The organism is Nocardioides aromaticivorans (assembly GCF_013408525.1).
GTDB classification, from domain to species: Bacteria; Actinomycetota; Actinomycetes; order Propionibacteriales; family Nocardioidaceae; genus Nocardioides; species Nocardioides aromaticivorans.
The window spans coordinates 95,706-120,505 of sequence record NZ_JACBZM010000001.1 but is presented as its reverse complement, the minus strand read 5'-3'; the positions used below and the strand labels follow the sequence as shown (position 1 = coordinate 120,505).

Below are 24,800 nucleotides of genomic sequence, written 5' to 3'. Positions count from 1 at the left end.
CGCCTCCTCAGTCCTCGTCGCCGGACTCGGCGGGGTCGGCCTCCGGGACCACGGCGACGGTGGTCCGGGCGTGCTCGATGACGGAGATCGCCACCGAACCGGTCACCAGGCGCAGCAGGCTGTCGACGGGGTGCCGACCCACGACGACGAGGTTCCACTCCGCGGTGCCGGTGGCGAGGAACTCCTCGGCCAGCCCGCGCCCCAGCCGCAGGTCGGTGCTCACCTCGGGGAACTTCGAGCACATCCCGGCGACGCTCTCGGAGAGCAGCAGCCGCTGCTGCTCGAGCCCGTCCTCCTGGGGCGAGACCAAGCCGGGGCCGAGCAGCGCGGCCACCTGGTCCCACACGCAGTGCACGACGGTCAGCGGCAGGTCGAGCAGCGAGGCCTGGTGGAAGGCGAACTCGATGACGGGCAGGGACTCGGGAGTCCCGTCGGCACCGACGAGGATCCCGCGCGTCGGGATCTCGGACCGGGCGGGCGGCCGACACACGAAGACCGGGCAGGCCGCGTCGCGGCTCACCGCGGCGCTGACCGACCCGAAGGCCTTGCTGCGGAAGCTGCCGCGGCCGCGGGAGCCGAGCACGAGGAGGTGCGCCCGGCGCGACAGCTCCACGAGCGCCTGGCGCGGGTCGCCCACGAGCACCTCGGCGGACGCCTCGAGTCCGGGGCGGAGGTGGCGTACGACGGCCAGGGCGTCCTCGGCCACGGACCGACCGTGCTCGACGAGGTCGTCGACGCTGGGGGCATAGCCGGCGCCGACACCGCCCCAGGCCGTGACCGGGACCTGCGTGGCTCCGGTAGCGGTGACGACGACGAGGGGACGCCGCTCGAGGAAGGCCTGTTCGGCGGCCCAGTGGACCGCGCGGGTGGCGTCCTCCGAACCGTCGGTGGCGACGACGACACTGCTGGGGTTGATGGTGGTGGTCATGGCTCCACCCTCCGTCCGGAGGAGGTCCGGCGGACACGGGCCGAGGCCCCCGCATGGGTGGGACCTTCGGCCCCTCCAACCGGTCCCGTGAGCTCGACGGTCCGGTCGACCAGGTCCCGCCCGGCCGTGCCGTGGGTGATCCAGAGGACCGACCTGACGCGGGGGCCGGTCATCACCTCGTGCGCGAGCTGCTCGGCGGTGGCGTGGTCGAGGTGGGCCGTCGGCTCGTCGAGGACCAGCACGGGGTGGGCGGCGAGGAGCGAGCGGGCGACGCCGATCCGCGCCCGTTCGCCGCCCGAGACGCCCGCGTGGCCGGTCCCGAGCCACGTGCCCAGCCCGTCCGGCAGTCCGTCGAGCCAGGGGCCGAGGCAGGCGGCGCGCAGCGCCTCCTCGACCTCGGTGGCCGAGGCCTCGGGCCGGGCGAGGCGGACGTTCTCGAGGAGGGTCGTCGCGAACACGTGGGGCTGGTCGTCGACCAGGCCGACCATCCGTCGTACGTCGTCCGGGGCGGTGTCCTCGAGCTCGGCGCCGCCGATCCGGGCAGACCCGCCGCACGCGTCGAGGAAGCGGAGCAGGACGGCGGCGACGGTGCTCTTGCCGCTCCCGGACGCACCCACGAGCGCCACCCGGTCGCCCGGGGCGAGGTCGAGCGTCACGGGGGAGGTGGCCGGTGCGCGGAGTTCCCAGCGGGCGCGGACGTCGGCGAGCTCCACGACGCTGTCCGTGGGCTGCGATCGGCCAGGGACGTCGGCGACGGCGGGTGGCGTGCGCTCGAGGTCGGCCAACCGGTCCTCGGCGGCCTCGGTGCGGGCGGCGACGACACCGGCGTCCGCGCAGGGCAGGGCGACGTCGGTGAGGGCGAGGGGGAGCAGGACGAGCAGGGCCATCACCGGACCGCTCAGCGCTCCCGCGGCGACCTCGCCTCCGGCCAGCGCCGCGGTCACTGCCACCGCCGCCCCGCCCGCCGTCAGCACCAGCGCGCGGGCCAGCGCCAGCCAGGCAGCCGTGGTGACGGTGACCGCGCCGAGCCGCGCACTCACCTCGGCGACCCGGTCGGCGGTCGGCACGGCGCGCTGCCACATCCGCAGGTCCTCGCCGACCTGCAGCGCGTCGACCACGCTCCGGGACAGTCCGGCACGGAGAGCGACCAACCGCCGTTCCGCGGCGCGGGCGCCGTGCCGGGCGAGCAGGTGGGCGGCCGCGGTGACGCTGCCGAGGCCCAGGACGACGAGGGCGACGGCCGGTTGCAGGACGGCGGCCACCCCCGCCGCGAGCAGGATCACCAGACCGAGCTGGACCAGCGGGAGCCGGACCCGGAGCTGCCGGTCGACCACGCTGTCGACGTCGTCGACGACCGAGGTCAGCAGGTCGCCCCGCCGCCTGCCGAGTCGGGCCGGCACGAGGGGCACCAGGGCGTCGTACACCTCGACGCGGCGGCGGGCGAGGAGCCGCAGGGCGGCGTCGTGGGCGCGCAGCCGCTCCACGTAGCGCAGCACCGGGCGGGCGAGTCCGAAGGCACGCACCCCGACGACGGCGACGAGCAGGGTGAGGACGGCGGGGCGGCTGGAGGCCTGCACGATGAGCCAGCCCGCGGTCGCCGTGAGCGCGACCCCGGAGGCGGAGGCGAGGGCGCCGATCACGGCCGCACCGGCGAGGGTGCGGCGCTCGGTGGAGGCCGCAGGTACGTCGACCGGGACGCCTGCCGGGTGCCCCGGCCCGGGAGCGGCGGGCACGGCGTGGGGCGCGGCTGCCGGGGCCGGCAGCGCGATCACCCGGTCCGCCAGCTCCACCAGCCGTGGCCGGTGCGCGACCACGATCACGCCGCGACGGCGACCGAGGGCGACGATCGTGTCGGCGATGACCTGCTCGGTCAGGTCGTCCAGGTGGGCGGTGGGCTCGTCGAGGAGCACCCACGGGCGGTCGGCGAGCACGATCCGGGCCAGCGCGAGCCGGGCGCGCTCGCCGGCCGACAGGGTGGTGCCGTCCTCGCCGAGCGGGGTGTCCAGACCGGCGGGGAGCTGACGCACCCGGACCTCGAGGGCGACCTCGCGCAGGGCCCGCCACAGCTGGTCGCCGGTCGCGTCCGGCCGGGCGAGGCGCAGGTTGTCGCCGATGGTGCCGTCGACGAACCGCGGCTGCTGCGGCAGCCAGGCGACCTGGGCCTGCCAGCGCGGGCCGCCGACCGGCTCGCCGCCGGACAGCACGGCTCCGTCGTGGGGCACGAGCCCGGCGATCGCGGCCAGCAGGGTGGACTTGCCGCAGCCGGACGGACCGGTCACGGCGGTGATGCCCTGCGCCGGGAGCAGCGCGGAGAGGTCGTGGACCGCGGGCACGCTGCGTCCCGCACGGGTGACGCCCACGTGGTCGAGGACGAGCGGCGCGTGCGGCGGCGCGGGCCGGTCGACGGTGACGGGCAGCGGACGGGAGAGGAGCTCGTCGGCCGCCTCGAAGGTGGCGGCGCCCTCGGCGGCGGCATGGAACTCCGCGCCCACCCGCCGCAGCGGCCAGTAGGCCTCCGGCGCGAGCAGCAGGACGACGAGCGCGGTCGTCAGGTCGAGCGAGCCGGAGGCGAGCCGTACGCCGACGGTCACGGCCACCAGCGCGACGGACAGCGTCGCGACCAGCTCGAGCACGGCGGAGGAGGCGAAGGCGATGCGCAGGGTCCGCAGCGAGGCCCGGCGGTAGCGGTCGGTGACCTCGGCGATGCGGGCGGACTGGGCGCGGGCGCGACGGTGGGCGACCAGCGTCGGCAGGCCCCGCACCACGTCCAGGAAGTGTCCCGACAATGAGGCCATCGCCCGCCACTGCTCCTCCGCCCGGTCGCGGGTGGCGATTCCGACGAGCGCGCCGAAGACGGGCACGAGCGGCAGGGTGAGGACGACGATGAGGGCGCTCAGCAGGTCCTGGGTGGCCAGCGCCACGACGGTCAGCGGCGGCAGCACGGCCGCGACGACGACCGCGGGGAGGTAGCGGGTCAGGTAGGGCTCCGCCGCGCTGACCCCGCGGGTGGCGAGGGTCGCGACGTCGTCGGCCGGGTCCGGTCCGGCGGACGCCTCGATCGCCGACCGCACGAGCCGGTGCCGCAGCACGGTGCCGACCGATGCCGCGGCGCGGGCGGCGAACAGGTCGCCGATCCCGCCGACCAGGCCCCGCACCGCGAGCAGGCCGATGACGGCGAGGCACCAACGGGCGATGCCGGTCCCGTCGAGCACGGCGACGACCAGGCCGGTGACGACCCACGCCTGGGTGATGACCAGGAGGCCGCCGACCACGCCGGTGCCGACCACCCCGGCCAGGGCTGCGCGCGCCGGCACCAGCAGCGCGCGCAGCCTCGGGTCGGACGGCCTCATCGGGCGGCGGTGGCCGGCGCCGGGGCGGCCGGGATGTGGTGGACGGCGATCCGCTTGCGGAACACCCAGTACGTCCATGCCTGGTAGGCCAGGACCAGCGGCGTGAACACGACGGCCACCACCGTCATGATCCCCAGCGTGTACGACGTCGCGGCGGCGTTGGTCGTCGTGAGGCTCGTGCCCCCGGCGAGCGTCGTCGGCATCACGTCGGGGAAGAGGGCGAGGAACAGCCCGGCCACCGCGAGCGCGATCGTGACGAAGGTGCCGAGGAAGGCCCAGCCCTCGCGCGCGGCGCGTGCGGCGAGGCCGGCGCCGACCAGGGCCAGGGCCGCAGCGACGAAGGCGACCGCGGAGCCGACAGTGCCGGTCTGCTGCTGGGTCCAGGCGAGGAAGGCCACGGCGAGGACCGCGGTCACGCCGACGGCCGGGAGGGCCAGGCCGCGCGCACGGTGCCGGATCTCACCGTCGGTCTTGAGGGCGACGAAGAGCGCCCCGTGGGTGACGAACAGCCCCAGCGTGGTCAGGCCGCCCAGCAGCGCGTAGGGGTTGAGCAGCTCGAAGAAGCCGCCGGCGTACTCCAGGTCGGCGTCGATCGGCACGCCCCGCAGGATGTTGGCGAAGGCGACGCCCCACAGCAGCGCGGGGACGAAGGAGCCGACGATGATCGCCAGGTCCCAGCGGCGTCGCCAGCGGTCGTCGTCGCGCTTGGCGCGGTACTCGAAGGCCAGGCCGCGCACGATCAGCGCGACCAGGATGAGCAGCAGGGGCAGGTAGAACCCGCTGAACAGCGTCGCGTACCACTCGGGGAACGCCGCGAAGGTCGCGCCGCCGGCGACGAGCAGCCACACCTCGTTGCCGTCCCAGACCGGGCCGATGGTGTTGATCATGACCCGGCGCTCGGTGTCGTCACGGGCGAGCACCGGCAGCAGCATGCCGACGCCGAAGTCGAACCCCTCGAGGGTGAAGTAGCCGATCCACAGGACGGCGATCAGGCTGAACCAGACGGTCGTGAGCTCCATGGTGTTGTCCTCGTTCCGGTGGTCAGTAGGCGAAGGCCAGGGGGCGGTCGTCGCCCGCGTCGTCCGGCACCTCGGGGGGCAGCTCGTCGGCGCCGCGGCGGATCCAGGTCAGCATCAGCCGGACCTCGACGACGGCCAGGACGCCGTACACCGCGGTCAGGGTGAGCAGCGAGATCCATGCCTCCGCGGTGGTGAGCCCGGGCGAGACCGCGTGCTCGGTCGTCATCAGGCCGAACACCGCCCACGGCTGGCGGCCCATCTCGGTGAAGATCCAGCCGGAGGTGTTCGCGAGCAGCGGCAGGAGGGGCAACCCGACCGCCGCGGCGAGCACGGCCCTGCCCTGCGGCGTGCGTCCGGCGCGGGTGGCCCACAGCACCCAGACCGCGATGGCGGCGCCGGCCATGCCCAGGCCGATCATCAGCCGGAAGGTCCAGTAGGTCAGCGGGATCACCGGGGTGTAGTCGCCGGGGGAGTAGTAGGCGGCGCCCGGGTCGGCGCCGTACTCCTCCTGGTAGCGCTCGCGCAGCTCGTTGATGCCCTCGACCTCGCCGTTCGGCGTGCCGGTGGCGAGGAAGGACAGCAGGCCCGGCACCTTGACCGAGAAGGTCTCCTCGTCGCCGTCGAGGGTGCCGAGCTGGAAGACCGAGAAGTCGGCGGGCGCCTCGGTCTCGTAGAGCCCCTCCGCCGCGCCCATCTTCATCGGCTGGACCTCGGTCATGATCTTGCCCTGCACGTCGCCGCTGACGACGACGCCGAGCGCCGCCACGAGCACGATCCACGCACCGGTGCGCACGGCCGGCCGGTAGAGCGCGCGGTCGGCGTCGGTGCGGGCCCGGCGCAGGTGCCACAGGGCGACCCCGACGACGAACGCGGCGCCAGTCATGTACGCGGACAGCACGACGTGCGGGAAGGTCACCAGCTGCACCTTGTTGAACATCACCGCCGCGAAGTCGTTCATCTCCGCGCGTCCGGTGTCGGGGTTGTACTCGTAGCCGACCGGGTGCTGCATCCAGGAGTTCGCCGCGAGGATGAAGTACGACGAGAACAGGGTCGCGACGTGGACCAGGACGATGCACGCGGCGTGCAGCTTCGCTGGCAGCCGGTCCCAGCCGAAGATCCACAGGCCGAGGAAGGTGGACTCGAGGAAGAAGGCGAGCAGCCCCTCGACCGCGAGCGGCGCGCCGAACACGTCGCCGACGAAGCGGGAGTAGTCGCTCCAGTTCATGCCGAACTGGAACTCCTGCACGATCCCGGTCACGACGCCGATGGCGAAGTTGATCAGGAAGAGCTTGCCGAGGAACTTCGTCAGGCGCAGCCAGCGCTCGTTGCCGGTCCGCAGCCAGGCGATCTCGTACCCCGCGATGACCGCGGACAGGCCGATCGTGATCGGGACGAAGAGGAAGTGGTAGACGGTCGTGATGGCGAACTGCCACCGCGCGATGTCGGTCGGGTCCACGAGGGCTCCTGGCATGGGTCGGGGGCTGACGCGACCACGCTAGGAACGGGCGAGTCCCTGCTCCCACGGCCGGACTTCCCCGTCGGGCGGGACCTTCGGCCCCCGTGGTCGCGGACCTTGGACGCTCCGTCAGGCGTGGCGCACGAACACCTCGTGCAGGGGGCGCCGCGGCGTGCGCGGCAGCCCGCTCCTGCCGATCGCCTGCCAGCCGATGCGTAGCAGGATGTGGGGCTCCGGGACGTCGCGGAGCACGCTCCGCGCGACCTCGTGGCGGACGCTCTCCACCTCGATCGGCTGGCTCATCGGGATCAGCGACATGCCGGAGCGGGTGGCCTCGAGCCAGACCGCGCTCATGGCCTGGCCGCTGCGCAACCAACCCCCGACGTCGTCGGACGCACCGCCGATCGCGATGACCCGGTCCCCGCCGTGGATCACCATGCGGGTGTCCTCCAGCAGCCCCGGCCGGAACCGCGACCGCGCCTGCAGGGGCTCCGGGTCCGCGGGGAGCAGGCCGAGCGGGATGCCGTCGGTCCCCGCGCGGTCGATCCACCGCTCCTGCTCCAACATCCGGCGACCGTCGATCTCGAGGAAGGTCAGCGCGCGGTTCGCCAAGAGCTCGAGCCGGATCCGTGCGGCGTCGCTCGTCACTGCCTCGGCCCGGCTGCCCCACTGCTCGGCCACCCGGCAGAGCTCCTGCAGCCGGTCGTCCGGGACGGGCCAGGCCGTGAAGCGGCGACGGTCCGTGCACCGGGTGCGGAGCAGGTCGAGGTCGGACCGCACCGCGGCCCGCTGGCGGACCCGGCTCACCAGGACCTCGGCGAGGACGGCGGGGTCGCGGTCGGCGGGCAGCATGAGCACGTTGGTCTCCCACCCCATCGCCCGGGCGGCGAACGCCAGGTGGTGCAGGGCCGCGCCACAGCTGAGGGTGAGATTGCGCCCGCGAGGATCCTCGGCGGGCAGGCGCCGGGTCAGGTCGGCCTCGAGGACGAGCCGTGCGTCGTCGTACCGCCACCGCCAGGGCTGGGTGTTGTGGACGCTCGGTGCGAGGCAGGCGAGGTCCACGAGGCGCTCGACGACCTCGGCGGGCGCCTTCTCCACCAACGGCTGGTGACGCATCGGCATCGTCCTCCCCTCCTTCTGCACCCAACTGTGCGGCTGGTCCCTGTCTTGTGCAGGGGCCAAAGGTCCCTTCCTCGCAGTCGTCGGACCCGGTCCGCCGCGGTCCGATCGGGACTACGGTGGGAGCCGTGAGTGATTCCCAGGCACCCGGTGAGCGCATCAGCGTCTACCTCCTCGACGACCACGAGATGATCCGGCGCGGCATCCGTGACCTCCTCGAGTCCGAGGGCGACATCGTCGTGGTCGGCGAGTCCGACTCGGCGCAGGAGGCCGCGCGCCGGATCCCGGCCCTCCGGCCCGACGTCGCGATCCTCGACGGCCGGCTGCCCGACGGCTCGGGCATCGACGTGTGCCGCGACGTGCGGTCGCAGGACCCGTCGATCAAGGCGCTCATCCTGACGTCGTACGACGACGACGACGCGCTCTTCTCCGCGATCATGGCCGGCGCGGCCGGCTACGTGCTCAAGCAGGTGCGCGGCAACGACCTGCTCGACATCGTGCGCCGCGTCGCCGCCGGCCAGTCCACCCTCGACCCCTCGGTCACCGCCCAGGTGCTGGACCGGATCCGCTCCGGGCCGCCGGTCAACAAGGAGCTGGCCACGCTCACCGACCAGGAGCTCAAGGTCCTCGAGCTGATCGGCGAGGGGATGACGAACCGCCAGATCGCCCGCGAGATCCACCTCGCGGAGAAGACCGTGAAGAACTACGTGTCGTCCATGCTGGCGAAGCTCGGGATGTCGAGCCGTACCCAGGCCGCGATCTACGCGGTGAAGAACGCGTCGACGGCCGACTGAGCGGCCGCGGCCGATCCGGTCGCCGGCAGCACGCGTCGTCCGGACACCGAGCGGGCCTCGATCCGGAGGCCGAGGAACCGCGGGCCCGTGACCCAGGGCTCGGGGTGCTCGGGGGTGTGCCGCTGGCGGACGCACCGACCGCGCACCAGGACGCTCCAGCCCTCGTGGTGGGCGGCGTCGACGTGGTCGACCTCGAAGGCGACGTCGCGGTCCGCGACGTCGCGCGCCAGCAGCGAGTAGGGCGTCGTGCGGAGCACGATGGCCTCGTCCTCGGCGACGGCGTAGTTGACCGGGACGACCGACATGCCCTGGCTGCCGGACCACGCGATGCGCCCGACGGGCTGGGAGCGGAGGAGGTCCCAGCACTCGGGGCCGTCGAGGACGGCCAGGCGACCGGGCTGGATGTCGTGCTGCTGGATGTCGGGCTCTCGCACCGGGACCACCTCCTGCTGTGGGGACGCTCCCATCGTCGTCCGCGGGGTGCGGCTCGCGGCAGGTCCGTGGGTCCCGCCGGAGCAGGCCTTTCGGCCCCCTCCGCCGCACGGCGCTGCTAGCGTGCGCGAACGGGCTTACGGGACAGGAGCGCGACGCATGGAGAGCACGGACGACGGACGTTCCGGCGGCAGCCTCGACGACGTGGAGTTCGAGGACCTGGTCCGTGCCGTCCTCGACAGGATGCACGGTGCGCTCGACCAGCAGGCCCGGCTGCAGCTGCTGCTGGACGCGGTCGTCACGATCTCGGCCGACCTGAGCCTCGACGGCGTGCTGTCCCGCATCGTCGCGATCGCCAGCCGGCTGGTCGACGCCCAGTACGCCGCCCTGGGCGTGCTGAGCGCCGGACGACAGCGCCGGCTGCGCACGTTCGTGCACCACGGCGTCTCCGACGACCTCGCCGCCGAGATCGGGGACCTGCCGACCGGTCACGGCCTCCTGGGCCTGATCATCGACCGCCCCGAGCCGTTGCGGCTGCACGACATCGCGGAGCACCCGGCGTCGTACGGCTTCCCGGCGAACCACCCGCCGATGAGCTCCTTCCTCGGGGTCCCCGTCCGGATCCGGGACCGCGTCTTCGGCAACCTCTACCTGACGGAGAAGGCCGGGGGCGGCGACTTCACCGCCGAGGACGAGGAGGTCGTGGTCGCGCTGGCCGCGGCCGCCGGCGTCGCGATCGAGAACGCCCGGCTCTACGAGGAGGCGGCGCGCCGCGAGGCCTGGGCGAGGGCGACCGCCGGCATCGCCGCCGAGCTCGCCGACCCCGGTACGCAGGCCGACGCGTGCGCGGCCGTCGCGAGACGTGCCCGCGAGGTGGCCGAGGCCGACGCGGCCTGGGTGACCCTGGGGGAGCCGGGCGAGGAGACGACGCTCGGGTACGACGGCGTCCGGCTCGCCGAGGACCAGCGGGGTCCGGTCCTCGAGGTCGCCTTCGCCCCCGCGGCAGGTGCCAGCGGCACGCTGTCGCTGGCGTGGACGCGCGACCGTGAGGACGTCTTCCACACCCTCGACACCCAGCTCGTGGCGGCCTACGCCGAGCAGGCCGCCCTGGCGCTCCAGCTCGCCGAGGCGCGCGAGGACCAGCGCCGGCTGGAGGTCTTCGAGGACCGCGACCGGATCGGGCGCGACCTGCACGACCTGGTCATCCAGCGGCTCTTCGCGGTCGGCCTCGGCCTCCAGGGCACCACCCGGATGGTCGACAAGCCCGAGGTAGCGGCCCGGCTCGAGCAGGCCGTCGACGACCTCGACGCCACCATCAAGGACATCCGGCGCGCGATCTTCGGCCTCAGCTCGCTGGAGACGGCCGGCGACGTCCAGGCCGAGGTGACCCGGCTGGTGGAGCGGGCGGCGGCGACGCTGAAGTTCCGCCCGTCGCTCCGCTTCGACGGACCGGTCCGCACCCTCGTGTCCGCCGAGCTCGCGCCCGACCTGCTCGCGGTGCTGGCGGAGGGACTGTCCAACGCCAGCCGGCACGCCGAGGCGTCGGCGGTCGAGGTGGTCCTCGAGGCCGGCGAGCGGATCGTGCTCACGGTGCGTGACGACGGCCGCGGCATGGACGGCTCGGTCGCCGAGAGCGGGCTGGCCAACATCCGCACCCGTGCCGAGAAGCGTGGGGGGAGGCTCGTCGTCGAGTCCGCGCCCGGCAAGGGAACCTCACTGGTCTGGGACGTGCCACGCGGCTGAACCCTGGTCGACCAGGCTGGTCTCCTCCAGCACCACCCTCCGGTGCAGCTCCGCGATCAGCCGGTGGATCTCGCGGGTCAGCTCGGTGTTGTCCTTGAGCTCCAGCTCCTGCTCCACGAAGTCGTGGTCGGCCTTCGCCCGCTGCACCTCCGCCTGACGGTTCTGGCCGATCATCACGAAGGTCGACAGGAAGATCGCCTCCAGCGACACGACGAGGGTCAGCGTCGGCCACGGGGTCCGCTCGGCCACGAGCATCCAGAGCAGGAACGCGCCCGCGTGGAGCCACACGAAGGGCATGGACCCGGCGAACGCGGTGATGGCGTCGGCGAGACGCGCCTGCCAGTCCTCCGACCGCTGGGCGAAGTAGCGCTCGACGCCGGGGTGCGTGCGACGCGTGGGCGACGACTCGGGCATGGCCGTCACGCTAGGACGGCCCGGCGGGCTGCGGCACGGGCCACGGGCCCCGGCACGGGGGACCTTCGGCCCTCAGCCCGCCCAGTCGCGCGGCGCGACGCCGTACTGCTCACGGAACCAGCGCGAGAAGGAACTCGGGGCCGTGAACCCGAGCAGGCCCGAGATGTCGGTGAGTGACTGGCGCCCCTGCGCGAGGTAGCGCTCCGCGAGCCGGCGCCGCACGGCGTGCAGCACGGACGTGTAGGTCTCGCCGTGGCCGGCCAGGTGCCGGTGGAGGGTACGACGGTCGACGCCCAGGCTGCGAGCGACCTGATCGACGGAGGCCCGGCCCATCGGGAGCAGCAGCTCGACGAGCTCGCGGACCTGGTCGACGGCTGACTCGGCGCGCGCCGACGGCAGCGTCGACAGCAGTTGCTGGGTATAGGGGCGCAGGGCCGGGTCCGACGAGGCGTTGGGACGGTCGAGGTCCGCGGAGCCGACCACCAACCCGGCGAACTCGTGGTCGAAGCGGAGCCGCTCGCCGAAGAGCCCGAGGTGCGTGGTGAGGTCCGCGGGCGCGGGGTGCGCGAAGCAGGTCGACAGCGGCTGCCAGTCGTCGCCGAGGAAGGTGCGCAGGATGCCCACGACCGCGGCGGTGGCGAGGTCGAGGGTCTGCTCGGTCGGGACCGGCTGCCCGGCGTCGAAGCGCAGCCGGATGGTCGCCAGGCCACCCGCCTCGGCGACCTCCAGGTGCAGCGCCTCGTTGTAGCTGCGCTCGTAGCGCAGGAGCAGCCCGAGGGCGGAGCGGACGTCCGGCTCCTCCCTGAGTACGACGGACAGCGGGCCCAGCGTCGAGAGGCGACGCCGCTGCGACATCAACAACCCGAAGTCCGCGCGCCCGGTGGCCTCCGCCGTCGTGGCGAGCAGCCGCGCGGCCCCGGCGGCAGGAATCCATCGGTCGGGCGTCGCGAGGGACGCGATGTCGAGCCCGGCGTCGGCCACCAGCGCCGCGGCGTCGGCGCCGAGACCGGTGGCCAAGTCGACGTACCCATGGAGGGACGCGGCACGGACCTCCGGCTGCATGTGACCTGCCTCTCCTGAATGTCCCGAAAAGGTAAGGCATCTGTCCCGATCCGTAAAGCAATCGCCGATTCTCGTCCCTAGCGTTGCCTGCGTCACATTCCCGAACGAAGGAGACGCAGCGATGGCCAAGGGCATCCGCTTCCACCAGACCGGCGGTCCGGAGGTCCTCCAGTGGGAGGAGATCGAGGTCGGCGAGCCCGGCCCCGGCCAGGTCCGCGTCCGGCACCACGCCGTCGGCCTCAACTTCGCCGACACCTACTTCCGCACCGGCTACTACCCGGCCGCGCTGCCCGCCGGCATGGGCGTCGAGGCGGCCGGTGTGATCGAGGCCGTCGGCGCCGGTGTCTGCGAGTTCGCCGTCGGCGACCGGGTGACCTACACCGGCAGCCCGCTGGGTGCCTACAGCACCGAGCGGGTCATGGACACCGTCCCGCTCATCAAGCTGCCCGACACGATCTCGTTCGAGACCGCGGCCGCGATGACCATGCGGGGCCTCACCTCCGCCTACCTGCTGCGCCGGATCGCGCCGGGCCTCGAGGCCGGTGACACCGTGCTCCTGCACGCCGCCGCCGGTGGCGTCGGGCTGATCCTCAGCCAGTGGGCCCGCGAGCTCGGCATCCACGTGATCGGCTCGGTGTCGACCGACGAGAAGGCTGCCGTCGCCCGCGCCCACGGGTGCGCCCACACCATCGTCTACACCCGCGAGGACGTCGCCGCCCGGGTCCGTGAGATCACCGACGGCGCCGGCGTCCCGGTCGTCTTCGACAGCATCGGCGCGACGACCTACGAGCAGTCGCTCGACTCGCTGGCCCGCCGCGGGCTGCTGGTCTGCTTCGGCACCGCGTCGGGGCCGATCCCGCCCATCGACGCCCTGCAGCTGGCGATGAAGGGCTCGCTCTTCGTCACCCGCCCGGCCCTCGCCGACTACATCCTCGACCCCGCCGAGCGGGCCGAGCTGGCCGGCGAGCTCTTCGACCTCGTCGGCTCGGGCCGGATCACCGTCGAGATCAACCAGCGCTACGCGCTCGAGGACGCCGTCAACGCGCACATCGAGCTCGAGTCCGGCCGGAGCGTCGGCTCGTCCGTCTTCGTGCTCGAGAGCTGACCGACCCGGTCGTCGTACACAGAGAGGAACAGCACCATGACCATCACCGCAGAACGCAAGGCGACCGTCGGCCGCCTGGCGCACGGATCCATCGAGGTCCTGCCGATGACCGCGAGCATCGGGGCCGAGCTGCGCAACCTCAGCCTCGCGCGGGCCTCACGGGACCCCGAGCTGTTCGCCGAGATCAAGGACCTGCTGCTGCAGTACAAGGTCCTGTTCTTCCGCGACCAGGACCTGACCCGCGCCGAGCACGTCGCGCTCGCCGAGCGGTTCGGGCCGCTCGAGGACCACCCGGTCGCGGGCAGCGACCCGCAGTACCCGGGACTGGTCCGGATCTACAAGGACCTCGACAGCCCGGCCGAGCAGTACGAGAACGCCTTCCACTGCGACGCCACCTGGCGCGAGTGCCCGCCGATGGGCTCCGTGCTGCGCTGCGTGGAGACGCCCGAGGTCGGTGGCGACACGATCTGGGTGAACATGGTCGAGGCCTACGAGCGGCTGCCCGCGCAGGTCAAGGAGCAGATCGCCGACCTGCGCGCGAGCCACAGCATCCAGTCGACCTTCGGTGCCGCGATGCCGCTGGGACAGCGGCTCGCGCTCAAGGAGCGCTTCCCCGACGCCGAGCACCCGGTCGTCCGGACGCACCCGGAGACGGGGGAGAAGGTCCTGTTCGTCAACGCCTTCACCACCCACTTCGTGAACTTCCACACCGCCGAGCGGGTTCGCTTCGGCCACGACTACAGCCCCGGCGCCAGCGAGCTGCTCAACTTCCTGGTCCGCCAGGCGTCGGTCCCGGAGTACCAGGTGCGCTGGCGCTGGACCCGCAACAGCGTGGCGATCTGGGACAACCGCAACACCCAGCACTACGCCGTCCAGGACTACTGGCCGGCCATCCGCAAGATGGACCGCGCCGGCATCGTCGGTGACCGGACCTTCTGACCTCCACCTCCCGTCCCCCTCCCCCCAACACGCATCCGCACCCACCAGTCAGGAGAACCGCCATGTACTTCCACGACGACGCCCTCTTCCCGGAGAACCAGGACCCGCTGGTCATCACCGCTGCCCCCTACGGCCCCGAGTGGGAGCCGGCCGACTTCCCCGAGGACCTGCCGCTGACGATGGACCAGCACGTCCAGCAGGCCGTGGACTGCTGGAACGCCGGCGCCACCGTGCTGCACATCCACGTGCGCGAGCTCGACGGCAAGGGCTCCAAGCGGCTCTCGAAGTTCAACGAGCTGCTCGGCCGGCTGCGCGAGGCGGTGCCGGAGATGATCCTGCAGGTCGGCGGCTCGATCTCCTTCGCCCCGGAGGGCGAGGGCGCCGACGCCAAGTGGCTCGAGGACGAGGCCCGGCACATGCTCGCCACCCTCGATCCGGCGCCCGACCAGGTCACCATCGCCATCAACACCAACCAGATGAACATCATGGAGCTGATGACCGACGACGACGTCCGGGGGACGTCGCTGTCGCGTCCCGAGCTCGCCGACGCCTACCGCGAGATGGTGGTCCCGGCCGGCCCCGAGTGGGTCGCCGAGCACCTGCGCCGCTTGACCGCCAACGGCATCCAGCCGCACTTCCAGCTCGCCAACATCGCCCAGCTCGAGACGGTCGAGCGCCTGATCCGGCGTGGGGTCTACCAGGGCCCGCTCAACGTCACCTGGGTCGGCATCGGCGGCGGCTTCGACGGCCCGAACCCCTACAACATGCTGGAGTTCGTCCGCCGGGTGCCCGACGGCGCGAACCTCACCCTGGAGACGCTGATGCGTAGCGTGCTGCCGGTCAGCACGGTCGCGATCGCACTGGGCCTGCACACCCGGGTCGGCAACGAGGACACCATCTGGGGCCGCCGCCGGGAGAAGATCACCTCGGTCCAGCAGATCGAACAGCTCACCCGCATCGCAGCCGAGCTCGACCGCCCCGTCGCCACCGGCAAGGAGGCGCGTGAGATGTACAAGCTCGGCGAGACCTACGGCTCGGTCGACGAGACGCTCGCGAAGCTCGGCTACGCCCCCAACCGCAAGCCGGGCCAGACCGGCTTCACCTTCCACGCCTGAAGGGGACGATCATGGCTGTCATCACGACCGAACGTCCTCCTGCCGCGACGAGCGCGACCTCCCGGGCCTTCCCGTGGGTGGTCTTCGCGCTGACCTTCGGCCTGCTGCTGAGCGACTACATGTCGCGCCAGGTGCTGGCGGCCGTGTTCCCCCTCCTCAAGGCCGAGTGGGGCCTGACCGACACCCAGTTCGGCACCCTGACCGGTGTCGTCGCGATCGCGGTCGGCGTGCTCGCCGTCCCGCTGTCGATCCTCGGTGATCGCTTCGGCCGGGTCCGTGGCATCCTGGTCATGGGCTTGGTCTGGAGCCTGGCCAACCTCGGGTGCGCGGTCGCCGCCGGCTACGGCCACCTGATGGCCGCGCGAGTGCTGCTCGGTGTCGGCGAGGCCGCCTTCGGCAGCGTCGGGCTCGCGGTCGTGCTCGCCGTCTTCCCGGCCCACCGGCGCTCCGCCCTCAGCGGTGCGTTCATGGCCGGCGGTGTGTACGGCGCCGTGCTGGGCGTCGCGATCGGTGGCATCGTCGCCGACCGGCTCGGCTGGCGGGCGTCGTTCGTCGCGATGGCCGTCATCGGCTTCGTGCTGGTCGCGCTCTACCGTGTGATGGTGTCGGAGGAGCGGCTCGCCGCCCACCGCCACGCCACGGCCGAGCCGGTGGCGGACGACGTCCCGCGTCCGTCGATGCGCCATCTCTTCTCGACCCCCGCCGTGCTGCTGGCCTATCTCGCCAGCGGTGTCCAACTGTTCGTCGCCGGTTCGCTCTACGGCTGGCTGCCGACCTACCTCCACCGCAGCTACGGCCTGTCGATCGAGAAGGCGGCGGTCGCCGCGGCCGGGTTCTTCCTGGTCATGGGCACCGGGATGATCGTGTGTGGCGCGCTCACGGACCGGCTGTGCCGCACGCTGCCGATCCGCAAGTGGACGACCTCGATCGGGTACGCCGCGGTCACGCTGGTCGCCCTCTGGCTGGCCTTCCGGCAGGACACCGGTGCGGCGCAGCTGGCCCTGATTGGTGTGGGCAGCTTCTTCTGCGCCGGCACGGCCGGCCCCGCGACGGCGATGGTGGCGAACCTGACGCCGGAGCCGATCCGGGCGACAGCGTTCGGCACGCTGACCCTCGCGAACAACCTGCTCGGCCTGGCGGCCGGACCGATCGTGATGGGCATCCTCGCCGACCGGGTCGGGCTGTCGTCGGCGTTCACCGCCCTGCCGGTGGCGGGCGCGATCGCGATCGTGCTGCTGGTGGCCGGCCGGGCGTCGTACCCGTCGAGCCTGGCCCGGGTGCAGGCGATCGAGGTCGTCCGATGAGCACGCGCCCGACCGTCGTCATCGTGCCCGGTCTGCGCGGCCCGGCACCCACCCACTGGCAGACCTGGCTCGGCCACCGGCTGGCCGACCGCGGCGAGACCGCCGTGACCCTGCCGCTGCTGGGGCGCGAGCACATCGACCTCGACGAGCGGGTGGCCGCGCTCGAGGCCGCCGTCCAGACGGTCGACGGGCCGGTCGTGCTCGTCGCCCACAGTGCGGGTGTGGTGACGACGGTCCACTGGGCCCGTCGCCACCCGCTCACCGCGGAGCGTGTCGTCGGCGCGCTGCTCGCGACGCCGCCCGACCTGGTCTCGCCGCTCGGTGCGGAGTACCCCTCGCTCGCCGAGCTCGCCGACCGCGGCTGGGCGCCGGTGCCGACGCGACCGCTGCCCTTCCCGGGTGTCGTCGCGGCCAGCACCACCGACGCGATCGGCGACCTCGACCGGGTCACCACGCTCGCGGAGGCGTGGGGCTGCCGGCTCGAGGTGCTCGGCGCCGTCGGGCACCTCAACCCCGCCTCGGGCTTCGGCCCGTGGCCGCGGGCCGAGGAGCTGCTCGACGAGCTCGTCAACGATCTCGTCGACCGTGCCGCGGGGGTGGCCCGATGACGAGCCCCGGCAGCTGGCACGCCTTCACCACGGCGTTCATGGCGTGGCTCGCCACGCGCTCGCGACCCACGGCGCGCGTCCGGTGACCGCCGTCGTCGTACCCGCTCCGGAGGCCGGTGCGGGTGACCGGTCGCGCCTTCCGGACGGCGCGGCCGCGCTGATGGCGTTGGTCGCCGGTGTGGTCGTCGCCTTCGGAGTGCACCGGCTGGTGCCGCAGGTCGGGGTGCTCACGTGGGCGGTGGCACTCGGCGTGGTGGCGGCCAACGCACGGCTCCTGCCTCCGGTCGTGGTCGGCTCGCTCGGGCGCCCGACGCGGCGCCTGCTGCGGATGGGCGTGGTTCTGCTGGGCTTCTCGATCTCACTGGCCGCCGTCGCCGACCTCGGCCTGCCGGTCCTCGCCGTCACCGCTTTCACGCTGGTGGGCACGCTGGTCGTCACGACCTGGCTCGCCCGCCGGCTCGCGATCGGTCCGGCCCGCAGCCTCCTCTTGGGGACGGGCTTCGCGATCTGCGGCGCGTCGGCGATCGCCGCAATGGAACGGACCGCCGACGCCGACGACGAAGACGTGACCGCCGCGATCGCCATGGTCACCCTGTGGGGGACCGTCGCCATGGTGGCACTGCCGGTGCTGCAGGCGCCGCTCGGCCTGTCCGCCACCGAGTACGGCGTCTGGGCCGGCGCGGGCATCCAGGAGGTCGGTCAGGTCGTGGCCGCCGCCGGACCGGCCGGTGCCGCGGCCCTGGGCGTCGCTGTCGTCGTGAAGCTGACCCGCGTTCTCCTGCTCGCCCCGGTGGTCGCGGTGGTGAGCGCCGGGCGCCGGATGAGGTCGGAGGAACAGGCGACCGGGGGACGTCCGCCGCTCGTGCCGCTCTTCGTGCTGGGCTTCCTCGGGTGCGCGCTACTGCGCACGGCCGGCCTGGTCCCGGACGCGCTGCTCGAGCCGATCGCCCAGGTGCAGACCGCCGCGCTCGCCGCAGCTCTGTTCGGGATGGGCGCCAGCGTCCGGATCGGCTCGCTGTTGCGGGGGAGCGGCTCGCTGGTGCTGGCCGGTGGCCTGGGCACCGTGCTCGTGCTCGGGCTCTCGCTGGCCGGGGTGCTCGTCGTGGGGGCGCCCTGACCGTCCCGCCTCAGCCGGCCCGGCGGATCGTCGCCGCGACCAGTGCGCGCGTCTCCGCCGGGTCGACCACGTCGTCGATCTCGAACACCCGCGCAGCGTTGAGGGCCTTCGCGTGCTCCCGGAGCTCGGCGGTGTGCCGGACGACGGTGGCCTCGCGCTCGTCCGCGGGCAGCGCCGCGAGCTCGTGCGCGAGGGCCAGGCGTACGGCGCCCTCCAGCCCCATCGCGCCGAGGTGGGCGCCGGGCCAGGCGACCGTGAACAGTGGGCGGTGGGTGCTGCCACCGAGCATCGCCTGCGCACCCAGGCCGTAGCCGCGGCGCAGCACGACGCCGACGAGCGGTGTGGTCAGCCGGGCGCCGGCGGTGACCATCCGCGAGGCCTCGCGCACCAGGCCGGTGCGCTCGGCGTCGGGACCGACCATGAAGCCGGGGGTGTCGACGAGCGACACGACGGGCAGCCGCCAGCGCTCGCAGAGGTCGAGGAAGTCGGCCGCCTTGGTGGAGGCGTCGGCGGTCAGCGCGCCGGCCAGCACCGTCGACTGGTTGGCGACGACGCCGACGGCCAGCCCGTCGATCCGGGCGAGCGCGGTCACCAGCTCCGGCGCCCAGGCGTCGCGGAGCCAGATCACGGAGTCGTCATCGGCCAGCGCCTCCACCACGGGCCGCACGTCGAACGCCTCGCGGTCGTTCTCCGGCAGCATGGTCCGCAGCGCGGCGGGATCCGCTCCCGGGCCGCCCGCTCCGAGGTCCGGGTCGTGCAGCAGGCCGAGCAGGCGTCGTACGACGTCGACGGCTGCGGCCTCGTCGTCGACCACCACGTCGAGCACCCCGTTGGCGGCCTGGTCGGAGACCGGGCCGATGTCCTCCGCGGCGAACTGCCCGAGCCCGCCTCCGGCGATCATCGCCGGACCGGCCATGCCGAGGTTGGCGTCGGGCGTGGCGATCCGCAGGTCGGCGCAGCCGGCGATCACGGCGTTGCCGGCGAAGCAGCGGCCGGAGACGACGGCGATCCGCGGCACGACGCCCTGCAGCTCGCCCCACAGCGCGAACGAGCCGACGTCGAGCGCGGAGACCAGCGGGAGGTCGACGTCGCCCGGGCGACCGCCGCCGCCCTCGGTGAAGAACACGGTCGGCAGCCCCATCCGGCCGACGACCTCGATCAGCCGGTCGGACTTGCGGTGTCCGCGCATGCCCTGCGTCCCGGCCATGACGAGGTAGTCGTAGGAGGGGACCGCGCACGGGACACCGTCGACGGTCGCCGTGCCCCCGATGATGCCGTCGGCCGGAGCCTCGACGACGAGCTCGGCGAGCGGCCGGCGCTGCTCCTGGGCGGCGGTGACGAAGCGTCCGTACTCCACGAAGGAGCCCGCGTCGACGAGGTCGGCGATGTTCTCCCGTGCCGTCCGGCGTCCCTTCGCGTGCCACCGCGCGACCTTGTCCGCACGCGCCTCGTCGGTGGTGAGGAAACGGCGGGCGAGCACCTCGGTGAGGCCGTGGGCGGGGGTCTCGGTGGGGCTGTCGTCGGTCACGGGCCCATCCTCACCCATGGCCGCGCACGGCCGGACGCGGATCAGGGCGCGAGCACGATCCGCGCCGGGGTCCGTCCGGCCAGCACGTCCGTCACCGCCTCGTTGACCTCGTCGAGCTTGCGGGTCTCGGTGATCACCCGGGTCCGGCCGCGGGCGTGCAGGTCGAAGACCTCGGCGAGGTCCTGGCGGGTGCCGACGATGGATCCGATCACCGAGATGCCCTTGAGCACGGTCGGGAAGATCGGGAGCGCCATCGGGCCCTCGGTCTCGGGCGGCAGGCCCACGCACACGAGGCGGCCGCGCCGGCGCAACGAGGCCATCGCCTGCTCGAAGACGGTCGGGAACACGGCGAGGACGATCGCGACGTCCGCGCCGCCGAGGGCCTCCACCGCCGCGACCGGGTCGCTGGTGCGGGCGTTCACCACATGGTCCGCGCCGAGCTCGCGGGCCATCTCCAGCTTCGCGTCGTCCACGTCGACGGCGATCACGACGGCGCCGACGAGGCGCGCGTACTGCACGGCGAGGTGGCCGAGCCCGCCGATGCCGTAGACGGCGACGCGTTCGCCGGGGGTGACGCCGGCGACCTTCACCGCCTTGTAGGTGGTCACGCCTGCGCAGGTCAGCGGCGCGGCATCGATGCTGGGTACGGCGTCGGGCACGGGGACGACGTACGCGGCGTCGGCGACGGCGTACTCGGCGAAGCAACCGTCGATCGAGTAGCCGGTGTTCTGCTGCTGCTCGCACAGCGTCTCCCAGCCGCCGACGCAGTGGTCGCACCGGCCACAGGCGTGGCCGAGCCACGGCAGCGCGACGCGCTCGCCGACGGAACGGACCGTGACGCCGGGACCGACGGCCTCGATCGTGCCCACGCCCTCGTGGCCGGGGACGAACGGCGGGACCGGCTTCACCGGCCAGTCGCCGTGGGCCGCGTGGATGTCGGTGTGGCACAGGCCGCTGGCCTCGATCCGGACCAGGACCTGCCCCGGTCCGGGGTCGGGCACGGGGCGCTCCTCGACGGACAGCGGCTCGGTGAACTGGTGGACGACTGCTGCTCTCATGGGGGTCTCCGGGTGCGGACGGGTGGGTGGTGGGGTCACGAGGCGACCGGGGTGAGGTGCCGACCGGCCGTGTGCTCGAGGAGGCGGTGCCGGATCAGGTCCTCGCACAGGGCGATGCGCCGGAGCGGGTCCGGCTGGCAGCCCTGGAGCAGCCGCTCGACCCGCAGGACGGCGGCCAGCACCTGCCCGGCGGGTACGGCACCGGCGTACTCGAGGATCAGCCGGTCGGCCAGGTCCTGGCGGGCCTGCCGCCAGGTTCGGGAGTCGGGCATCGGGGCCTCCTTCGCTTCCCGGTCCACCCTTTCCCCGCGGAGGTCTCGTTCGGAGGGCCAAAGGTCCCGAGCCGGGAGGAACCTCGGCGGGCCCGCAGGTCCTTCGTCCCGGTGAGGACGGGCTCGGGACCCTGCCGCCTGCCTCCCCGGCACACCGATGCTCGTCCCGTGACCACCTACATCCCATCGTTCAGTCGCGACGCCGTGGACCTGCTGGTCGGGGCGAGGTGAGGACGATGCGGGTCGCCGACCTGACGACGGTCCTCGAGCTGGTGTCCGCGCCCCCCGGCGTCAACGCCGTCCACGCGGGCTGAGGGCGCCGTGCTCGCGCTCACCGAGATCCCGGTCGCCGGCTGCCGGCGACTCCTGCGTTCGACCGCGTTCGGCCGCCTCGCGCTCGTGGACGACTCCGGGCGCGCAGAGCTCTTCCCGGTCAACTACGTCGCCACGGACGAGGAGTTCTGGCTGCGCACGGGACCGGGAACCCTCCTGGACCGATGCGCCGACGGCGCCGAGGTGGTGCTGGAGGTCGACCAGGTCGATCCGTCACGCGGCGTCGGGTGGTCCGTGGTCGCGCGCGGATCCGCGGTCCGCGCACTCGCGGGCCCACGGACGTCGACCGGCAGGCCCGCACCGGGCCCGCCACCCTGGGTCCGGCACGCGGACGACGTCTGGTTCCGCGTGCCGTGGCACGAGCTCACCGGCCGCCGCCTGGGCCCGGTACCCGATGACCAGCCCTGGAGAGGAGCCGGCGGATGAGCCCCCGTCCCGCCGACGTGCTGCTGAGCGACGGCAGCGTCGCCGTCGTTCGTCCGGTCGCGCCCGGCGACGGCCCGGCCCTGCACGACCTGCACGCGTCGGTGTCCGACGACTCCTTCTTCCTGCGCTTCTTCGGCACCGGCCGGCGCGCGGCCCACGCGTACGTCGAGCACGTCCTCGCGTCGCGCGAGACGCTGTCGCTCGTCGCCTGCGAGGGTGAGCGCCTGGTCGGCCTCGCCACGGCGGAGCCGACGGCGACCGACACCTACGAGGTGGCCTTCCTGGTGGCGGACGACCGGCGCGGCCACGGGGTCGGGACCCTGCTGCTCGAGCACCTCGCGGACCTCGCGCGCAGCCGCGGCGCGACCGGCTTCACGGCGGAGGTGCTCGCCGACAACCACCGGATGCTCGAGGTGTTCACCGGAGCCGGGTTCGAGGTCGTCCGGACGGGTGGGGGCGGTGAGTGCCAGGTCCACCTGGACATCGTCGACGGATCCCGGGCGCAGGCGGCCGCCGACCTCCGGGAGTTCGCCGCCGAGCGGCGCTCCCTGCGTCCGCTGCTGGCCCCGCGCTCGGTCGCCGTGTACGGCGCGCGCCGGGACGGGTCCGGCATCGGCGGGGCCGTCCTCGCCGCGATCCGGCGCGACGGGTTCGCCGGGCAGGTCGTCGTCGTGCGCCCGGACGGCGCACCGGTCGGCGACCTGCCGGCCCGGCGGCGGCTCGGGGACGGACCACCGGTCGACCTCGCCGTGCTCGCGGTCCCGGTGGGAAGGGTCCGGGCGGCCCTCGAGGACGCGATCGCCGGCGGCGCCGGCGCGGCTGTCGTCGTCTCGTCGGGCTTCGGCGAGATGGGGCCGGAGGGCGTCGTCCTCCAGCAGGAGATCGGCCGGCTGGCGCGCCGCAACGGCGTCCGCCTCGTCGGACCGAACTGTCTCGGCGTCCTCGACAACGCCCCGGACGTGCGGTTGAACGCGACCTTCGGCCTGGCTGCCCCCTCCTCGGGCGGGCTCGCGCTCGCCAGCCAGTCGGGCGGCGTCGGCATCGCCTTGGTGGACCTGCTGGACCGGGCAGGCGTCGGCCTGCACACGTTCGTGTCGCTCGGCAACAAGGTCGACGTGTCCGGCAACGACCTGCTCGCCGCGTGGTACGACGACCCGGACATCACCTGCGCCGCGCTGTACCTCGAGTCGTTCGGCAATGCCCGCAAGTTCCTGCGCTTCGCGCGCGCCTTCGGTGAGCGCAAGCCCGTGGTCGCCGTCGTCGGCGGTCGCTCGGCCGGCGGCCAGCGCGCCGGGGCGTCGCACACGGCGGCCTCCGCGACGCCCGCCCTCGGGGTCGAGGCCCTGTTCGCCCAGGCGGGTGTGATCGCCTGCCAGGATGCCGAGGAGCTGGCCGAGACGGTCACGGTGCTCGTCGGCGAGCCGCTGCCGCAGGGGCGCCGGCTCGCTGTCGTCAGCAACGCCGGTGGGCTGGGGGTGCTGGCCGCGGACGCGGCCGACGACGCCGGTCTCGACGTGGTCGCGTTCTCGCCGGCACTCCAGAGGGAGCTGGCCGGTCGGGTGTCCCGCACGACCGGCTGGGCCAACCCCGTCGACGCCGGAGCGGGCGTCGACGCGGCCGGGCTCGCCGGCATCGCGCACACGGTGCTCGCGTCGGGCGAGGTCGATGCGCTGCTGGTCGTCCTCGTCGCGACCGACACCAACGACGTCGCCGCTGCCCTCGACGAGCTCGCGGCGATCCGCTCCGCCCACCCGGGACGGCCGCTCGTCGTCGTACCGGTGGGCGCGGAGGAGGCCGGTCGCGAAGCCCGGACCAGCGGAGCGCTCACGGTCATGTGCTCGGGCAGGGCCGCCGCGGCGGCGCTGGGAAGAGCCGCCGCGTACGCCGAGTGGCGGCGCCGGCCGCGGGACCCGATGTCCCCGGGCGACCCGGCCCGCGCCCACCTGGCCCGCGAGGAGGCGGCCGCGCTGCTGCGCGACGCCGGCCCGGACGGCTGGATCGGCACCGCGGCGGCGAGTCGGATGCTCGACCGCTTCGGGGTCCGGCTGCTCGGTGAGGTGGTGCCGGCCGACCGGGCGGCCGGCACCGCTGCCCGGATCGGCTTCCCCGTCGCGGTCAAGGCCGCCGGAGCCGACATCGTCCACCGGACCGAACGGGGCCTCGTGGCGACCGGACTGGGGAACCGGGACGAGGTCGCTGCCGCGGTCGCCGGCTTCGGCACCGCGCGGACCGCACCAGTGCTGGTGCAGCCGATGGTCGCGGGCGTGGAGATCGCGCTCGGGGTCGTCCGGGACGCCACCCTCGGGCCCCTCGTGATGATCGCGGACGGCGGCGTCGCGACCGAGCTGTCCGACGACAGGATCCTGCTGGTGCCACCCTTCTCGGTGGGCGAGGCGATGGCCGCGCTCCGGCGGATGCGGCTGTGGCCCCGACTGGCCGGGTTCCGTGGCGCTCCACCAGCGGCCGCTGGTGACCTGGCTGCCACGGCCGTTGCCCTGGGCACGCTCGCCGTCGAGGTGCCCGAGGTGGCCGAGCTGGACCTCAACCCGGTCGTGGTCGGCCCCGACGACGTCGCGGTCGTCGACCTCAAGCTCCGGCTCGCCCACGGCGTACCGGTCGACCAGCCTCGTCAGCTGCGCCCTAGCTAGCCCGTTTCGGGGCAGTGGCCCGATCGGACC

21 protein-coding genes are annotated in these 24,800 nt (G+C 73.7%); 10 read left to right on the top strand and 11 right to left on the bottom strand.

The window, feature by feature from the left end; genetic code table 11:
* Positions 1-7: 7 nt before the first annotated feature.
* From BJ993_RS00540 to BJ993_RS00520, 5 genes are all read right to left on the bottom strand, one after another.
* The gene (locus tag BJ993_RS00540; RefSeq protein WP_036544651.1) at positions 8-928 is read right to left on the bottom strand and encodes a universal stress protein; all 921 of its coding nucleotides are present in this window, start codon (positions 926-928) and stop codon (positions 8-10) included.
* Positions 925-4,278, bottom strand: a complete 3,354-nt coding sequence (gene cydD / locus BJ993_RS00535) for a thiol reductant ABC exporter subunit CydD (RefSeq protein WP_179647353.1) — start codon at positions 4,276-4,278, stop codon at positions 925-927. Before cydD ends, BJ993_RS00540 begins: the two co-directional genes overlap by 4 nt.
* A complete protein-coding gene (gene cydB, locus BJ993_RS00530) occupies positions 4,275-5,297 on the bottom strand; it encodes a cytochrome d ubiquinol oxidase subunit II (RefSeq protein ID WP_179647352.1) in 1,023 nt (340 codons plus the stop codon). Before cydB ends, cydD begins: the two co-directional genes overlap by 4 nt.
* 22 nt (positions 5,298-5,319) lie before the next feature.
* Entirely contained in the window at positions 5,320-6,753 is a 1,434-nt protein-coding gene (locus tag BJ993_RS00525) for a cytochrome ubiquinol oxidase subunit I (RefSeq protein ID WP_179647351.1), read from the bottom strand.
* Between the two features lie 129 nt (positions 6,754-6,882).
* The gene (locus BJ993_RS00520; RefSeq protein WP_179647350.1) at positions 6,883-7,875 is read right to left on the bottom strand and encodes an Acg family FMN-binding oxidoreductase; all 993 of its coding nucleotides are present in this window, start codon (positions 7,873-7,875) and stop codon (positions 6,883-6,885) included.
* Positions 7,876-8,000: 125 nt separating this feature from the next.
* Here BJ993_RS00520 and BJ993_RS00515 point away from each other — a divergent pair, with 125 nt between their 5' ends.
* Positions 8,001-8,666 (top strand): response regulator, encoded by a 666-nt coding sequence (locus BJ993_RS00515; RefSeq protein WP_179647349.1) that lies wholly within the window; start codon positions 8,001-8,003, stop codon positions 8,664-8,666.
* On the opposite strand, the gene BJ993_RS00510 is transcribed toward BJ993_RS00515, so the two are convergent.
* Positions 8,633-9,100: a pyridoxamine 5'-phosphate oxidase family protein gene (locus tag BJ993_RS00510; protein WP_179647348.1), complete on the bottom strand. Its 468-nt coding sequence runs from the start codon at positions 9,098-9,100 to the stop codon at positions 8,633-8,635. The two genes, BJ993_RS00515 and BJ993_RS00510, sit on opposite strands and share 34 nt — an antisense overlap.
* Positions 9,101-9,257: 157 nt before the next feature.
* Here BJ993_RS00510 and BJ993_RS00505 point away from each other — a divergent pair, with 157 nt between their 5' ends.
* Positions 9,258-10,841, top strand: coding sequence for a GAF domain-containing sensor histidine kinase (locus tag BJ993_RS00505; RefSeq protein WP_179647347.1), 1,584 nt, complete (start codon positions 9,258-9,260; stop codon positions 10,839-10,841).
* Here BJ993_RS00505 and BJ993_RS00500 read toward each other — a convergent pair.
* On the bottom strand, positions 10,812-11,255 hold the full coding sequence (locus tag BJ993_RS00500) for a DUF1003 domain-containing protein (RefSeq protein WP_179647346.1): 444 nt from the start codon (positions 11,253-11,255) through the stop codon (positions 10,812-10,814). The two genes, BJ993_RS00505 and BJ993_RS00500, sit on opposite strands and share 30 nt — an antisense overlap.
* Positions 11,256-11,327: 72 nt before the next feature.
* Positions 11,328-12,317 (bottom strand): AraC family transcriptional regulator, encoded by a 990-nt coding sequence (locus BJ993_RS00495; RefSeq protein WP_179647345.1) that lies wholly within the window; start codon positions 12,315-12,317, stop codon positions 11,328-11,330.
* A 121-nt stretch (positions 12,318-12,438) separates the two neighbouring features.
* On the opposite strand from BJ993_RS00495, the gene BJ993_RS00490 reads away from it, so the two are divergent.
* From BJ993_RS00490 to BJ993_RS00465, 6 genes are all read left to right on the top strand, one after another.
* Positions 12,439-13,422, top strand: a complete 984-nt coding sequence (locus BJ993_RS00490; protein WP_179647344.1) for a quinone oxidoreductase family protein — start codon at positions 12,439-12,441, stop codon at positions 13,420-13,422.
* Between the two features lie 36 nt (positions 13,423-13,458).
* Entirely contained in the window at positions 13,459-14,361 is a 903-nt protein-coding gene (locus BJ993_RS00485) for a TauD/TfdA dioxygenase family protein (RefSeq protein ID WP_179647343.1), read from the top strand.
* Positions 14,362-14,423: 62 nt separating this feature from the next.
* Positions 14,424-15,476, top strand: coding sequence for a beta-keto acid cleavage family enzyme (locus BJ993_RS00480; protein ID WP_179647342.1), 1,053 nt, complete (start codon positions 14,424-14,426; stop codon positions 15,474-15,476).
* 11 nt (positions 15,477-15,487) lie between these two features.
* Positions 15,488-16,780 (top strand): MFS transporter, encoded by a 1,293-nt coding sequence (locus BJ993_RS00475; RefSeq protein WP_179647341.1) that lies wholly within the window; start codon positions 15,488-15,490, stop codon positions 16,778-16,780.
* Entirely contained in the window at positions 16,777-17,388 is a 612-nt protein-coding gene (locus BJ993_RS00470; RefSeq protein WP_179647340.1) for an RBBP9/YdeN family alpha/beta hydrolase, read from the top strand. Before BJ993_RS00475 ends, BJ993_RS00470 begins: the two co-directional genes overlap by 4 nt.
* A 43-nt stretch (positions 17,389-17,431) precedes the next feature.
* On the top strand, positions 17,432-18,505 hold the full coding sequence (locus BJ993_RS00465) for a YeiH family protein (RefSeq protein WP_218864571.1): 1,074 nt from the start codon (positions 17,432-17,434) through the stop codon (positions 18,503-18,505).
* Between the two features lie 10 nt (positions 18,506-18,515).
* On the opposite strand, the gene BJ993_RS00460 is transcribed toward BJ993_RS00465, so the two are convergent.
* Genes BJ993_RS00460 through BJ993_RS00450 form a run of 3 tightly spaced genes read right to left on the bottom strand, consistent with a single transcriptional unit; the run spans position 18,516 to position 21,363 of the window.
* Positions 18,516-20,033 (bottom strand): acyl-CoA carboxylase subunit beta, encoded by a 1,518-nt coding sequence (locus BJ993_RS00460; protein ID WP_308645433.1) that lies wholly within the window; start codon positions 20,031-20,033, stop codon positions 18,516-18,518.
* A gap of 41 nt (positions 20,034-20,074) precedes the next feature.
* Positions 20,075-21,091, bottom strand: a complete 1,017-nt coding sequence (gene adhP / locus BJ993_RS00455) for an alcohol dehydrogenase AdhP (RefSeq protein WP_179647338.1) — start codon at positions 21,089-21,091, stop codon at positions 20,075-20,077.
* A gap of 35 nt (positions 21,092-21,126) precedes the next feature.
* The gene (locus BJ993_RS00450; protein ID WP_179647337.1) at positions 21,127-21,363 is read right to left on the bottom strand and encodes a hypothetical protein; all 237 of its coding nucleotides are present in this window, start codon (positions 21,361-21,363) and stop codon (positions 21,127-21,129) included.
* A gap of 321 nt (positions 21,364-21,684) precedes the next feature.
* On the opposite strand from BJ993_RS00450, the gene BJ993_RS00445 reads away from it, so the two are divergent.
* Both BJ993_RS00445 and BJ993_RS00440 read left to right on the top strand, forming a co-directional pair.
* A complete protein-coding gene (locus tag BJ993_RS00445; RefSeq protein WP_179647336.1) occupies positions 21,685-22,122 on the top strand; it encodes a pyridoxamine 5'-phosphate oxidase family protein in 438 nt (145 codons plus the stop codon).
* On the top strand, positions 22,119-24,770 hold the full coding sequence (locus tag BJ993_RS00440; protein WP_179647335.1) for a bifunctional acetate--CoA ligase family protein/GNAT family N-acetyltransferase: 2,652 nt from the start codon (positions 22,119-22,121) through the stop codon (positions 24,768-24,770). Before BJ993_RS00445 ends, BJ993_RS00440 begins: the two co-directional genes overlap by 4 nt.
* Positions 24,771-24,800 lie beyond the last annotated feature (30 nt).